The organism is Klebsiella michiganensis (genome assembly GCF_002925905.1).
Taxonomy (GTDB): Bacteria; Pseudomonadota; Gammaproteobacteria; order Enterobacterales; family Enterobacteriaceae; genus Klebsiella; species Klebsiella michiganensis.
In genome coordinates, this window is the sequence record NZ_PRDB01000004.1 from 360,530 (window position 1) to 373,752 (window position 13,223).

The following is a 13,223-nucleotide window of genomic DNA, read 5'->3' on the forward strand; positions in this document are numbered from 1 at the left end:
GTTTCAACCTCTCAATCGCTCGATGACCTGATTAACCCAGGCTGATCTGCACGTCTACACCGGCAGCCAGATCCAGACGCATCAGAGCATCAACGGTTTTTTCAGTTGGCTCAACGATGTCAACCAGACGCTTATGAGTGCGGATTTCGTACTGATCGCGCGCGTCTTTGTTAACGTGCGGAGAGATCAGAACGGTAAAGCGCTCTTTGCGGGTCGGCAGCGGGATCGGACCACGGACTTGCGCACCAGTGCGCTTAGCAGTCTCGACGATTTCCGCGGTTGATTGATCGATCAGACGATGATCAAACGCTTTAAGGCGGATACGGATTCTTTGGTTCTGCATGAGACCAGAGCTCCAATTATTTTATAGACGAAATGGTTACTCCTCATACCCATTACGATTGATGGGAGAGTGTAACCGTTCTTACATAGTTCCCCAATTGGGAACATTGTTTGGTAGCGTGTTGCTGCTACCAGGGTTCATATCGAACCGGCCGTCAACTTTGACAGGCCCGCGCATTATACGCAAATTCAGCGACAACGCAAGGGCTGCGTACAAAATCATCACTTGTTTCTGCGAGCTCACTTCCAGGCCCCTGGCAATGCCATGAAAGGCCGGCAAATACTCTGGAGCGTGACATCCATTCCTGTTTATTAGCTTTTGCCAGAGGCTCGGCTCCTGCATCACACTCGGTACCCAGGGCCACCACATGGAAACCATCGATGATAGCGACTTTGGCATTCTTTATTATTTATGGCGGGTTATTACTCACGCTTTGTTGGCACGATCTGCGCTATGGCTTGCTACCCGATAAATTTACCTGCCCTCTGCTGTGGGGCGGGTTGCTTTATTATCTGTGTATGTCACCAGCCAATCTGCAGCATGCCGTCTGGGGAGCGATAGCAGGCTATCTGGCCTTTGCGTTGATCTATTGGCTCTACAGGGGAATACGCGGGCGTGAAGGCATCGGCTACGGCGATGTCAAATTTCTCGCCGCACTAGGGGCATGGCAGGGATGGAGAGTTTTACCGCAGCTCGTTCTTATAGCAACGATTCTCGCCTGCGCTGCCGTAACGGTTCTGATGCTGTGCGGCAAACACAGGCAGGCATTACGCAACCCGCTGCCTTTCGGCCCTTTCCTGGCCACAGCGGGTTTGCTATGTGGTTGGCAGACGTTTTTTAGTCAGCCACTTTAATCTGCGACTGAAGATAATTCTGCAGACCAATTTTACCTATCAAATCCAGCTCGGTTTCCAGCCAGTCGATATGGCCTTCTTCATCGGCGAGGATGGTGATTAACATATCACGGCTGACGTAGTCGTGGACGCTGTCAGCATAGGCGATGGCTTCTCGTAGATCCTTCGCCCCTTCCAGTTCCAGCCTCAGGTCGGATTGCAGCATCTCCTCGACGTCCTCTCCGATGCGGAGTTTGCCGAGATCCTGCAGGTTCGGGATCCCTTCGAGAAATAAAATGCGCTCGATATATTTATCGGCATGCTTCATTTCATCGATAGATTCGTGGTACTCGACATCATTGAGGCGCATCAGGCCCCAGTTCTTAAACATTCTCGCATGGAGAAAGTATTGATTAATTGCGACTAGCTCATTTCCCAATAATTTATTGAGATAACTTATGATTTTGACATCACCTTTCATTATATAGTCCCTCCGCTTCCACTTATTGAAGCGTAGTTCGGGCTATAGGGATGTCAAAGTAAAGCTGAGAGACTTCAGGCGATCTCTTGATATTCCGGCATGCGGGTTAATTCATCTTCCATAATTTCTCGTGCTGCACGAACGCACTTACCGCATTGATTTCCAACGGGAATAAATTTCCGCAGCTGCTGAAAAGACTGAGGATTGAATTGGCGCACAGCCTGACGAATTTTTTTATCGTTCACACCATTACACAGACAAACGTACATATATACTCCCGTTCAACTTACAGACAAAGTGTAAATGAGAATAGTTATGATTACAATAGCCTGTTTATTAAATAGGCGTTTAATCTCTTTGCTGTCAGTCACTGTGCTGCTTCTCGCAAATAGCAGACAGCAAAAAGGGCGCCTTAGCGCCCTTTTTAATTCAGAACTAAATATTAGCCCAGAACTTTAGCAACAACGCCCGCGCCAACGGTACGGCCGCCTTCACGGATTGCGAAACGCAGACCGTCGTCCATCGCGATCGGGTGGATCAGGGTAACAACCATTTTGATGTTGTCGCCCGGCATTACCATCTCTACGCCTTCCGGCAGTTCGATGGTGCCAGTCACGTCAGTTGTACGGAAGTAGAACTGCGGACGGTAGCCTTTGAAGAACGGAGTATGACGGCCGCCTTCGTCTTTGGACAGAATGTACACTTCAGATTCGAACTTGGTGTGCGGCTTGATAGAACCCGGCTTAGCCAGTACCTGACCACGTTCGATTTCTTCACGTTTGATACCACGCAGCAGAACACCAACGTTCTCACCAGCACGGCCTTCGTCCAGCAGTTTGCGGAACATTTCAACGCCAGTACAGGTAGACTTCGCAGTCTCTTTGATACCAACGATTTCAACTTCTTCGCCAACTTTGATGATACCGCGCTCTACACGACCGGTAACAACGGTACCACGACCGGAGATGGAGAATACGTCTTCGATCGGCAGCAGGAACGGCTTGTCAATCGCACGCTCTGGTTCCGGGATGTAAGAATCCAGGTAGCCAGCCAGTTCGATGATTTTCGCTTCCCAGTCTGCGTCGCCTTCCAGCGCTTTCAGAGCGGAACCGCGAACGATCGGAGTGTCGTCGCCCGGGAAATCGTACTGAGACAGAAGTTCACGAACTTCCATTTCAACCAGTTCCAGCAGCTCTTCGTCATCAACCATGTCGCATTTGTTCAGGAACACGATGATGTACGGAACGCCTACCTGACGACCCAGCAGGATGTGCTCACGAGTCTGCGGCATCGGGCCGTCAGTCGCAGCAACAACCAGGATCGCGCCGTCCATCTGCGCAGCACCGGTGATCATGTTTTTAACATAGTCGGCGTGGCCCGGGCAGTCTACGTGCGCGTAGTGGCGAGTCGGGGTGTCATATTCAACGTGAGAAGTGTTGATGGTGATACCACGAGCTTTTTCTTCCGGCGCGTTATCGATCTGGTCGAATGCGCGAGCAGAACCACCGTAGGTTTTAGCCAGAACGGTAGTGATTGCAGCGGTCAGAGTAGTTTTACCATGGTCAACGTGGCCGATAGTACCGACGTTGACGTGCGGTTTTGTACGTTCAAATTTTTCTTTAGACACGGCTATATTCCTTACTATAGTGCTCTCCCCTTCTGGAGAGAGCACGGGACTTTGGTTTTAACCCTGCGGCTTATTTACCACGGGCTTCGATTACGGCCTGAGCAACGTTGTTCGGCGCATCATCATACTTCAGGAACTCCATGGAGTAAGAAGCACGACCTTTGGTCAGAGAACGCAGCTGAGTTGCATATCCGAACATTTCAGACAGCGGAACTTCAGCGTGGATCACAACGCCAGTCACGTTGGATTCCTGACCGCGCAGCATACCGCGACGACGGCTAAGGTCACCGATAACGTCACCAGTGTTCTCTTCCGGAGTTTCTACTTCAACCTTCATGATCGGCTCAAGCAGAACTGGTTTCGCTTTCTTAAAGCCATCTTTAAAGGCAATAGAAGCGGCCAGTTTAAACGCCAGTTCAGAGGAGTCAACGTCGTGGTAAGAACCGAAGTGCAGACGCACGCCCAGATCAACTACCGGATAACCAGCCAGAGGACCTGCTTTCAGCTGCTCCTGGATGCCTTTATCAACGGCCGGGATGTATTCGCCAGGAATTACACCACCTTTGATGTCGTTGATGAACTCATAACCTTTCGGGTTAGAGCCCGGCTCCAGTGGGTACATGTCGATAACGACGTGACCGTACTGACCGCGACCACCAGACTGCTTAGCGTGTTTACCTTCGATATCGGTAACTTTCGCGCGAATCGCTTCGCGGTAAGCAACCTGAGGTTTACCGACGTTCGCTTCAACGTTGAATTCACGCTTCATACGGTCAACGATGATGTCGAGGTGCAGCTCACCCATACCGGCGATGATGGTCTGGTTAGATTCTTCGTCAGTCCATACGCGGAAAGACGGGTCTTCTTTAGCCAGACGGCCCAGAGCCAGACCCATTTTTTCCTGGTCAGCTTTGGTTTTCGGTTCAACAGCGATAGAGATTACCGGCTCAGGGAATTCCATACGCTCCAGAATGATCGGCGCATTAGGATCGCACAGAGTGTCACCCGTAGTTACGTCTTTCAGACCGATAGCAGCAGCGATATCGCCCGCGCGAACTTCTTTGATCTCTTCACGTTTGTTAGCGTGCATCTGTACGATACGACCGAAACGCTCACGTGCAGCTTTCACGGAGTTCAGGATGGTATCACCAGAGTTAACCACACCAGAGTACACGCGGAAGAAGGTCAGGTTACCCACGAACGGGTCGGTAGCGATTTTGAATGCCAGAGCAGCAAACGGCTCATCATCGCTAGCGTGACGCTCAGCCGGAGTATCTTTACCATCGTCCAGGATACCGTTGATCGCAGGTACGTCAACCGGGGATGGCAGGTAGTCAACTACCGCATCCAGCATCGCCTGAACACCTTTGTTCTTGAACGCAGAACCACAGGTTACCAGGATGATTTCGTTGTTCAGAACGCGCTGACGGAGAGCAGTTTTAATCTCTTCTTCAGTCAGTTCTTCACCACCCAGGTATTTCTCCATCAGCTCTTCAGAAGCTTCAGCAGCGGACTCGATCAGGTTCTGGTGCCATTCTTCGGCCAGTTCCTGCATGTCTGCCGGGATATCTTCGTAAGTGAAGGTTACACCTGCGTCTTCTTCGTTCCAGTTGATGGCTTTCATTTTCACCAGGTCAACAACACCGGTGAACGCTTCTTCAGCGCCAATCGCCAGCTGCAGCGGAACAGGGTTCGCGCCCAGACGGGTTTTGATCTGACCAACAACTTTCAGGAAGTTCGCACCCATACGGTCCATTTTGTTAACGAACGCAATGCGCGGAACTTTGTATTTGTTTGCCTGACGCCATACGGTTTCAGACTGAGGCTGAACACCACCAACTGCGCAGTAAACCATTACTGCACCATCAAGCACACGCATGGAACGTTCTACTTCGATGGTGAAGTCAACGTGCCCCGGGGTGTCGATGATGTTTACGCGATGCGGTTCATACTGCTTAGCCATACCTGACCAGAATGCAGTAGTCGCTGCGGAGGTGATAGTAATACCACGCTCCTGCTCCTGTTCCATCCAGTCCATGGTGGCAGCGCCGTCATGAACTTCACCGATTTTGTGGTTTACACCGGTGTAGAACAGAATACGTTCGGTAGTAGTAGTTTTACCGGCGTCGATGTGCGCACTGATACCGATGTTACGGTAGCGTGCGATGGGTGTTGTACGAGCCATTTGATTCCTCGTTTATTTCTTTAGGCGTTCAGTTAAGTTATCCAAAACGGGCGACTTATCTGAAGCGCCCGCCTGGTGACTAATACTCCGAAGGGATTACCAACGGTAGTGTGCGAACGCCTTGTTGGCTTCTGCCATACGGTGAACGTCTTCACGTTTCTTAACTGCAGTACCTTTGTTGTCTGCAGCATCAGAAAGTTCGTTCGCCAGACGCAGAGCCATGGATTTATCACCACGTTTACGAGCAGCTTCAACGATCCAACGCATTGCCAGAGCATTACGACGAACCGGACGGACTTCAACTGGAACCTGATAAGTAGAACCACCAACGCGGCGAGACTTAACTTCTACAGTCGGGCGCACGTTGTCGAGAGCGACTTCGAAAGCTTCCAGTTCATTTTTACCAGAGCGCTGAGCCAGGGTCTCCAGCGCGCTGTATACGATTGCTTCTGCAGTAGATTTTTTACCATCTACCATCAGGATATTTACAAATTTAGCCAGCAGTTCTGATCCGAACTTAGGATCCGGCAGGATTTTACGCTGACCAATGACGCGACGACGTGGCATGGAAATACTCCGTTGTTAATTCAGGATTGTCCAAAACTCTAAGAGTTTAGTTTGACATTAATATAAAACGTTTGGCCTTACTTAACGGAGAACCATTAAGCCTTAGGACGCTTCACGCCATACTTGGAGCGAGCTTGCTTACGGTCTTTAACGCCGGAGCAGTCAAGCGCACCACGAACGGTGTGGTAACGAACACCCGGAAGGTCTTTAACACGACCGCCACGGATCAGGATCACGGAGTGCTCCTGCAGGTTGTGACCTTCACCACCGATGTAGGAGGTGACTTCGAAACCGTTAGTCAGACGCACACGGCAAACTTTACGCAGTGCGGAGTTCGGTTTCTTAGGAGTGGTGGTATATACACGAGTACATACGCCACGTTTCTGCGGGCAGGCTTCCAGCGCCGGCACGTTGCTCTTTGCAACTTTGCGCGCGCGTGGTTTGCGTACCAGCTGGTTAATTGTTGCCATTAAATAGCTCCTGGTTTTAGCTTTTGCTTCGTAAACACGTAATAAATCGCCTCATATAATATGAGGACGCAGAATTTTAGGGCGGTGCCGAAAAGGTGTCAAGAAATATACAACGATCCCGCCATTACCAGGACAACTGACCTGCATGTTTGACTGAAAGTCTGACGAAATCAGTATAGCTAACCCTGACGACACTGTCCGCAATTTGACCAGCCAGCCCGCGGGCTTCGATATCTTCTTGCAGAGCGTAGAGGGATATGGGGGCAGATTGCAGGATTTCAAGGAAACGGCCTTCCGCGAGAGCGGCGATAACGCCATCCGACAGCAGCAGAAGATCGTCGCCCTCTTTTAGCAAACGGAGCATAGCCGCCATATCGGCGTGCCAGGGGGATGTGCTTAGCGTGTGGAGCATTCGAGCCTCAGAACCGCAGTATCACGTTAAAATCGTCAAGCCGGGCGCGCAAAGCCTCTGGCTCCAGCCATTCGCCATCAACAACCCACGGCGTGGCAGAATTCAGACCGCGTTCCCGTGCTGAAGCAGCGCAAATCCAGCACTGTTCGATATCGTATAGCGATAAGAGCTTAAAGGTGGAGATATAGTCGCGCGCCAGCACCGCTGCGGGGCGCTGCCCGGGAAGAAGCTGAAAGACACCATCACCCACGAAGAAAACGCCGATCTCTTCCGTCAGAGCGGAGGTTGCCAGCAGGGCGTCCAGCCCTTCCCTGCCCGACGCTGAACCATGAGGCGCAGACGAAAAAACAAAGGCTACGCGCTTCATCAGAACTGCACCATGCGATCGCAGGTTAACGCGGCTTCCGCCAGCGCGCCCAATCCGCTCAAGGTAAAACCCGGCTGCAAATTATACCCAGGCAAATTCAGCTGCCGGGCCTCCTGTTCATCAGTGATTCCACGCCGTAACGCTGCGGCTACACAGATATGCAAGGAAACGGCGTGTTCGTCATGCAGCTTCTGCCAGGCCCGAACCAGATCAAATTCGTCGCTGGCGGGCGCCGTGAGTTGATTCGCGTTATAGACGCCTTCACGATAGAAAAAGATGCTGATCAACTCGTGGCCTTCCTGCAAAACGGCGCGGGCAAACTGTAGTGCGCTGCTGGCCTGCTGGGTACCATAAGCGGGCCCCGTTACCGTAATGGCAAAGCGCATTACTTATCCAGCCCCTGGAAATCTCCACTTTTGAACTGACGAATGTAGAGATATACCGTGTGCTTAGAGATGTTCAGCCGATCGGCCACCTGGTTGATGGCATCTTTGATATCAAAGATCCCCTTCTCATAGAGGTTCAGGACGATCTGCCGATTTTTAGCGTTGTTAGAAACGTTACGGTCAGCGTTCACCTCTTCAATCGTGAACTCAAGCGTCTGGGCCACCAGATCGTCAACCGATGAAGCAAAGTTGACCTGGGAATTCACCTCCGTCGTTTCCGGCGGAATAAAGGTGCTCATGATTTGTGAGAAAGGGACATCAAGGTTCATGTTGATGCACAGCAGGCCAATGACCCGATGGTCACGGTTGCGGATAGCGATAGTGACCGATTTCATCAGCACACCGCTTTTGGCGCGAGTAAAATAGCATTTGGAAACGCTGCTATCGGCTCCAGTCATATCGTGCAGCATGCGCAGCGCAAGGTCGGTAATTGGCGAGCCGATTTGACGGCCGGTGTGTTCACCGTTGGCGATACGAATAGCGGAACATTTTAAGTCCTGCAATGAGTGCAATACGATTTCACAGTGGGAACCGATGAGCATCGCTAACCCGTCCACTACCGCTTCATAGGATTTAAGGATATCGAAGTCGGTCTGGTCAAAAGGACGTTGATCCAGCAAATCAAGCTCACTGGTCTCGTTGGTTAAAAGCGACCTGGACATGAAAAAAAGCACTCCTTTTCAGGAGCCTGTCGTTATCGTCAGGGCAGGCTCATCATCATTATTAATCTATCTAAAGTAATACAGCGCCTGAGGTTCTTTCCAGTTTTAATTATATCTGCCCGCAATAAAAAAACCGCCGCCCCTGGAGGCGGCGGCTTAAAACCGATTACTTCTTAGCGTCAGCGGCTGGCGCTTCAGCAGCGGCTTCAGGCTTGGCGTCTGCTTTCGGCGCCGGTTTAATATCCAGCAACTCTACATCAAATACCAGAGTAGAGTTTGCCGGGATACCCGGTACGCCAGTTTTGCCGTAAGCCAGATCCGGTGGAATGACCAGCTGGATTTTACCGCCTTTCTTGATGTTCTTCAGGCCTTCGGTCCAGCCCGGGATCACCCCGTCCAGGCGGAAGGAAAGCGGCTCGCCGCGGGTATAAGAGTTATCAAACTCTTTACCGTCGATCAGCGTACCTTTGTAGTTGACGACAACGGTATCGCTGTCTTTCGGCGTTTCGCCGGTCCCCGCTTTCTCGACTTTGTAGAGCAGGCCAGATTTAGACGTTTTCACGCCTTTCTCTTTGGCAAAGGCGTCACGGTAAGCTTTGCCTTTTGCTTCATTCTCAGAGGCGTCTTTTTCCATTTTCTGCTGAGCAGCAGTTTTTACACGGGTTTCAAACGCCTGCAGAGTCTGTTCGATCTCCTGATCGGACAGTTTGCTCTTATCAGCAAAAGCGTCCTGAACGCCGGCGATCAGCTGATCTTTATCTAATTTGATGCCCAGTTTTTCTTGTTCTTTCAGGGAGTTTTCCATGTAACGTCCCAGCGATGCACCCAGCGCATAAGCAGATTTCTGATCGTCATTTTTAAATGCCGATTTGCTGTCCGTTGCGGGTGCCGCTTTCGCTGTAGTCTCAGCAGCGAAGCTCAGCGGTGCATTCAGGGCGATGGCCATAGTGGTCGCCAGCAGCGTTACTTTAAACAGTGATTTCATCCATTTCTCCAGGGCCGGGGCATCTCACCCCAGGGTTATCGTAAAAAACAAAAAACGTACTATAGAACGTTGCAGAACAAATCAACATACAGACGTACCTGAATATCGCCTCATTTAAGACTATTTTTGTATGAATTAGTTTCCTGTCAGACGTAACGATGCTGCGCGGATGCTGAAACTTCAGTAGAATCCGCCCGCAGGATAAGACAGAAGAGGTTACTCATGCACGATAGCACTTTAGAGACTCGCCTTGCGGAGCTGGAGAGCAGACTGGCGTTTCAGGAAATCACTATTGAAGACCTCAACAAGACCGTCACCGCCCACGAGATAGAAATGGCGAGGATGCGCGAACATATGCGCCTGATGGTCGAAAAACTGAAAGCCACTCAGCCGTCGCATATGGCTTCACAGGCGGAAGAAACGCCCCCGCCGCACTATTAAGACGTAAAAAAAGCGGGTTTCCCCGCTTTTTTCTATTCCGCGACGCGAGCGCAGCGGAATTAGTGGCAGCCGCAGCCGCCGTTGCCGCCGCAGCCGCCTTTGCCATGTTCGTGGTCATGGTCATGGCCGTGGCCACCGCAGCAACCATCATGATCGTGGTCGTGGCCATGATCGTGCCCGTGAGCACCGTGTACATGACCATGCTCCAGCTCTTCCGCCGTTGCTTCGCGAATCGCGACAACTTCAACGTTGAACTTCAGATTCTGACCAGCCAGCATGTGGTTACCGTCAACAACAACGTGTTCGTCACCCACTTCGGTGATTTCTACCGGTACCGGACCCTGATCGGTTTCCGCCAGGAAGCGCATGCCAACCTGCAGTTCATCAACGCCCATAAATACGTCTTTAGGAACGCGCTGAACCAGGTTTTCGTCGTACTGACCGTATGCATCGTTAGCGCCGACTTCGACGTCAAATTTGTCGCCAACGTCGTGGCCGTCCAGCGCGTTTTCCAGGCCGGAAATCAGGGAACCGTGACCATGCAGGTAGTCAAGCGGCGCGCTTACCGGAGACTCATCAACCAACACACCGTCTTCTGTACGTACCTGATAGGCCAGGCTGACCACCAGGTCTTTTGCTACTTTCATGATATCTCCTGAGCATGGGAAGAATAGTGGCGCAGATTGTAGCGGAATTCTGCACCCGTGTACCCTCTAGCTTAAAAAAAGCCGATAGATAACGCTAGTCCGGATGAAAAATGCCTATCACTTGCTCTTCTTTGCGAACATGCTCGCGGACCTCTTTATCCGCCTCACGCATCTGATGACCGCACTTAACGCACTCAACAATATCGACATTATTCTCACGCCACATCGCCAGCGAATCCTGGGCCTGGCACGCCGGGCATTTCGCACCGGCGATAAAACGTTTACGCACAGCCATATCATTTACCTTTATTCAAATTCATCCCAGCCGTCTAACTGCCTGCTCTCTTTTTGCATCTCGCGCTGAAAAATCTCCTCCAGCTCGCGTCTGGCTTCCCGCACGCGGGATATCTGCAGGGTATCACTATGCACCGGCATTAACTCACGCAGCATCCGCATATCGAGGCGCCGAAAATGCAGCTGGGCGCGCTGCGCCTGATGGGGATGCATGCCGAGCGAGATAAGCGCTTTTCGTCCTAGCTCCAGCGCGCTGGAGAAGGTTTCGCGGGAAAACTGCGCCACTCCCGCCTGCAGCAGCTCATGGGCCTCAACGCGTCCCCGCGCTCGCGCCAGAATATGGAGATGTGGAAAGTGTTGTTGACACATCTCCACCAGCTTCATGGTATCTTCCGGCTCGTTGCAGGTGATAACGATCGACTGCGCGTCTTCGGCTCCCGCCGAGCGCAGGAGCTCCAGCTGCGTCGCATCGCCAAAATAAACTTTATAGCCATATTTACGCATCAGATTGACCGCGCTGATATCGCGCTCCAGTACCGTAATACGCATTTTGTTCGCCATCAGCAGACGGCCAATCACCTGGCCGAAACGCCCAAAACCAACGATGATCACCTGCGGTTTGTCATCTTCAACCCACGGAGCCTCGCCCTCCTCTTCAGGTTGGTTCAATCGCCGCGAAAGGACTTTATCGATGAGCTTCATCAGCAGCGGCGTGGTCATCATCGATAATGTCACCGTCACCAGCAGCAGGGCCATCTGATCGTTTTGAAACAGACGAAGCGAAGCGGGGAGTGAGAACAGCACAAAGGCAAACTCTCCCCCCTGGCTCAGCACGCCGGCAAACTGCACCCGTTCAGAGCTGCGCAGGCCATAAACCCGTGCCAGAAGATACAGGACGAGACCTTTTACCGTCACCAGTATCGCGACGCTGGCCACAACCCACAGTAAATGGGTATAAAGCACCCCAAGGTTCAGCGCCATGCCAACGGAAATAAAGAACAGCCCGAGGAGAAGCCCTTTAAACGGCTCAATGGCGATTTCCAGCTCGTGGCGATACTCGCTCTCTGCCAGCAGGACGCCGGCGATAAAGGTCCCCAGCGCCATCGACAAACCGAGCGCATCCATAAACAACGCCGATCCAAGAACCAGCAGTAGCGTCGCCGCGGTAAAGACCTCCCGCACGCCGGAGCCGGCGATAAACCGAAATACCGGCCTCAGCAGATAACGACCTCCAACCAGCATTCCGCCGAAGGCCAGCACCTTCATCCCGATGGTGAGCCAGTTAAAATGGTCGTCACCTGACCCTGCGAGCAGGGGAACCAGCGCCAGGGCCGGGATCACAGCCAGATCCTGAAACAGCAGTACGGAGAAGCCCAGCTGCCCGGACTCGCTGCGGCTCATGCCTTTCTCCCGCATCAGCTGCAGCGCCATCGCGGTGGAAGACATCGCCAGCCCAATTCCGCCAACCACCGCAGCGCGCCATGAGAAGTCGCTAAGCATGAGCAAACCGCCAAGTATCAGCGCGCTGAAGGCGACCTGAGCGGCCCCGACGCCGAAAATGGAGCTTCTCAGCCGCCACAGCTTGGACGGATTCAACTCCAGTCCGATGATAAACATCAGAAAGACGACGCCTAATTCTGAGAAGTGAAGAATTTCATCCACATCGCTGATGAAGCCTAATCCCCAGGGGCCGATGGCGATACCGGCCAACAGATACCCCAGCACGGCACCAATACCCAGCCTCGCCGCCAGCGGCACCGCCACTACGGCGGCAAACAGAAATAACACCCCGGCCAGCAGTAAATCAGCTCCCGCCATTTGGACCTCCCGCCGTTACAGGGTTAGCCAGCCAATCGCGGTAGGCGCGAGCGCGGCTTTTCAGATCGTCGGGTGATTGCCGACGCGCCCAGTAGACGATAATCGGGCTCATCCAGTGCATGCGGCACATACCGGCGGTCAGTTCGAAAGGGCGGAGAATATCATTCATCGGATAACGGTGGGCATCGCGCCGGTAGGCGCTCTCCGGCTCGCCGGTAGTAATGACGCTACGCCAGTACTTTCCCGCCAGCTGATTCCCTCCCGCCCCGCTGGCAAAGCCGCGGCTGAGCACCCTGTCCAGCCACTCTTTCATCAGCGCCGGGCAGCTCCAGGTATAGAGCGGATGCTGGAAAACAATCACCTCATGCTGGCGCAGGAGATCCTGCTCGCAGGCGATATCGATAAAAAAATCCGGATAGTGCGCGTAGAGATCGTGCACGGTAACATTCGACAACTGTAAGGCCGGTTCAAGCAAAACCCGGTTGGCCACGGAATCCTGAGATTCTGGGTGGGCATACAGCAGCAAAACTTTCGCTGTCTGAGACATCTTTCCCCTCCCGAACGTCTTCTGGCGGCCTGTGCAGCGGCTGCGTCCCGACGCAACCAGAATGACTTTGTGTATCATCTTCATTTTGGGCTACCATT

Annotated in this window: 18 protein-coding genes; 2 read left to right on the top strand and 16 right to left on the bottom strand. The window is 52.5% G+C overall.

Features of this window, described 5'->3' with window-relative positions; translation table 11 throughout:
* Window positions 1-31: 31 nt before the first annotated feature.
* The gene (gene rpsJ, locus CDA56_RS12755; RefSeq protein WP_001181005.1) at window positions 32-343 is read right to left on the bottom strand and encodes a 30S ribosomal protein S10; all 312 of its coding nucleotides are present in this window, start codon (window positions 341-343) and stop codon (window positions 32-34) included.
* Window positions 344-723: 380 nt separating this feature from the next.
* On the opposite strand from rpsJ, the gene CDA56_RS12765 reads away from it, so the two are divergent.
* A complete protein-coding gene (locus CDA56_RS12765; protein ID WP_014839668.1) occupies window positions 724-1,197 on the top strand; it encodes a prepilin peptidase in 474 nt (157 codons plus the stop codon).
* Here CDA56_RS12765 and bfr read toward each other — a convergent pair.
* The 11 genes from bfr to fkpA form a co-directional block, all read right to left on the bottom strand.
* Window positions 1,181-1,657 (bottom strand): bacterioferritin, encoded by a 477-nt coding sequence (gene bfr / locus CDA56_RS12770; RefSeq protein WP_004125910.1) that lies wholly within the window; start codon window positions 1,655-1,657, stop codon window positions 1,181-1,183. The two genes, CDA56_RS12765 and bfr, sit on opposite strands and share 17 nt — an antisense overlap.
* Window positions 1,658-1,731: 74 nt before the next feature.
* Window positions 1,732-1,926, bottom strand: a complete 195-nt coding sequence (gene bfd, locus CDA56_RS12775; RefSeq protein ID WP_004125913.1) for a bacterioferritin-associated ferredoxin — start codon at window positions 1,924-1,926, stop codon at window positions 1,732-1,734.
* A gap of 173 nt (window positions 1,927-2,099) precedes the next feature.
* The gene (gene tuf / locus CDA56_RS12790) at window positions 2,100-3,284 is read right to left on the bottom strand and encodes an elongation factor Tu (RefSeq protein WP_004097636.1); all 1,185 of its coding nucleotides are present in this window, start codon (window positions 3,282-3,284) and stop codon (window positions 2,100-2,102) included.
* A gap of 70 nt (window positions 3,285-3,354) precedes the next feature.
* On the bottom strand, window positions 3,355-5,469 hold the full coding sequence (gene fusA, locus CDA56_RS12795; protein ID WP_004115957.1) for an elongation factor G: 2,115 nt from the start codon (window positions 5,467-5,469) through the stop codon (window positions 3,355-3,357).
* 96 nt (window positions 5,470-5,565) lie between these two features.
* Window positions 5,566-6,036 (bottom strand): 30S ribosomal protein S7, encoded by a 471-nt coding sequence (gene rpsG, locus CDA56_RS12800; protein WP_004106370.1) that lies wholly within the window; start codon window positions 6,034-6,036, stop codon window positions 5,566-5,568.
* Between the two features lie 95 nt (window positions 6,037-6,131).
* Window positions 6,132-6,506 (bottom strand): 30S ribosomal protein S12, encoded by a 375-nt coding sequence (gene rpsL, locus CDA56_RS12805; protein WP_002920115.1) that lies wholly within the window; start codon window positions 6,504-6,506, stop codon window positions 6,132-6,134.
* Between the two features lie 124 nt (window positions 6,507-6,630).
* Window positions 6,631-6,918: a sulfurtransferase complex subunit TusB gene (tusB, locus tag CDA56_RS12810; RefSeq protein WP_025107828.1), complete on the bottom strand. Its 288-nt coding sequence runs from the start codon at window positions 6,916-6,918 to the stop codon at window positions 6,631-6,633.
* Window positions 6,919-6,925: 7 nt separating this feature from the next.
* Window positions 6,926-7,285 (bottom strand): sulfurtransferase complex subunit TusC, encoded by a 360-nt coding sequence (tusC, locus tag CDA56_RS12815; RefSeq protein WP_004854839.1) that lies wholly within the window; start codon window positions 7,283-7,285, stop codon window positions 6,926-6,928.
* The gene (gene tusD / locus CDA56_RS12820) at window positions 7,285-7,671 is read right to left on the bottom strand and encodes a sulfurtransferase complex subunit TusD (protein ID WP_032751527.1); all 387 of its coding nucleotides are present in this window, start codon (window positions 7,669-7,671) and stop codon (window positions 7,285-7,287) included. The genes tusC and tusD overlap by 1 nt, the downstream gene beginning before the upstream one ends.
* The gene (locus CDA56_RS12825; RefSeq protein ID WP_004106380.1) at window positions 7,671-8,393 is read right to left on the bottom strand and encodes a helix-turn-helix transcriptional regulator; all 723 of its coding nucleotides are present in this window, start codon (window positions 8,391-8,393) and stop codon (window positions 7,671-7,673) included. Before CDA56_RS12825 ends, tusD begins: the two co-directional genes overlap by 1 nt.
* A gap of 166 nt (window positions 8,394-8,559) precedes the next feature.
* Window positions 8,560-9,378 (bottom strand): FKBP-type peptidyl-prolyl cis-trans isomerase, encoded by an 819-nt coding sequence (gene fkpA / locus CDA56_RS12830; RefSeq protein WP_025107830.1) that lies wholly within the window; start codon window positions 9,376-9,378, stop codon window positions 8,560-8,562.
* A 222-nt stretch (window positions 9,379-9,600) separates the two neighbouring features.
* Here fkpA and CDA56_RS12835 point away from each other — a divergent pair, with 222 nt between their 5' ends.
* Complete coding sequence (locus CDA56_RS12835) at window positions 9,601-9,819, top strand: protein SlyX (RefSeq protein WP_004106384.1); 219 nt, start codon at window positions 9,601-9,603, stop codon at window positions 9,817-9,819.
* Window positions 9,820-9,878: 59 nt separating this feature from the next.
* On the opposite strand, the gene slyD is transcribed toward CDA56_RS12835, so the two are convergent.
* The 4 genes from slyD to kefG form a co-directional block, all read right to left on the bottom strand.
* Window positions 9,879-10,466 carry a peptidylprolyl isomerase gene (slyD, locus tag CDA56_RS12840; RefSeq protein ID WP_014227042.1) on the bottom strand — a complete coding sequence of 196 codons (588 nt, stop codon included), beginning with the start codon at window positions 10,464-10,466 and terminating at the stop codon, window positions 9,879-9,881.
* A 94-nt stretch (window positions 10,467-10,560) separates the two neighbouring features.
* Window positions 10,561-10,761, bottom strand: coding sequence for a YheV family putative zinc ribbon protein (locus tag CDA56_RS12845; RefSeq protein ID WP_004106389.1), 201 nt, complete (start codon window positions 10,759-10,761; stop codon window positions 10,561-10,563).
* Between the two features lie 11 nt (window positions 10,762-10,772).
* Window positions 10,773-12,578 carry a glutathione-regulated potassium-efflux system protein KefB gene (gene kefB, locus CDA56_RS12850; RefSeq protein ID WP_014227043.1) on the bottom strand — a complete coding sequence of 602 codons (1,806 nt, stop codon included), beginning with the start codon at window positions 12,576-12,578 and terminating at the stop codon, window positions 10,773-10,775.
* A complete protein-coding gene (gene kefG / locus CDA56_RS12855; protein WP_004854856.1) occupies window positions 12,565-13,125 on the bottom strand; it encodes a glutathione-regulated potassium-efflux system ancillary protein KefG in 561 nt (186 codons plus the stop codon). Before kefG ends, kefB begins: the two co-directional genes overlap by 14 nt.
* Window positions 13,126-13,223 lie beyond the last annotated feature (98 nt).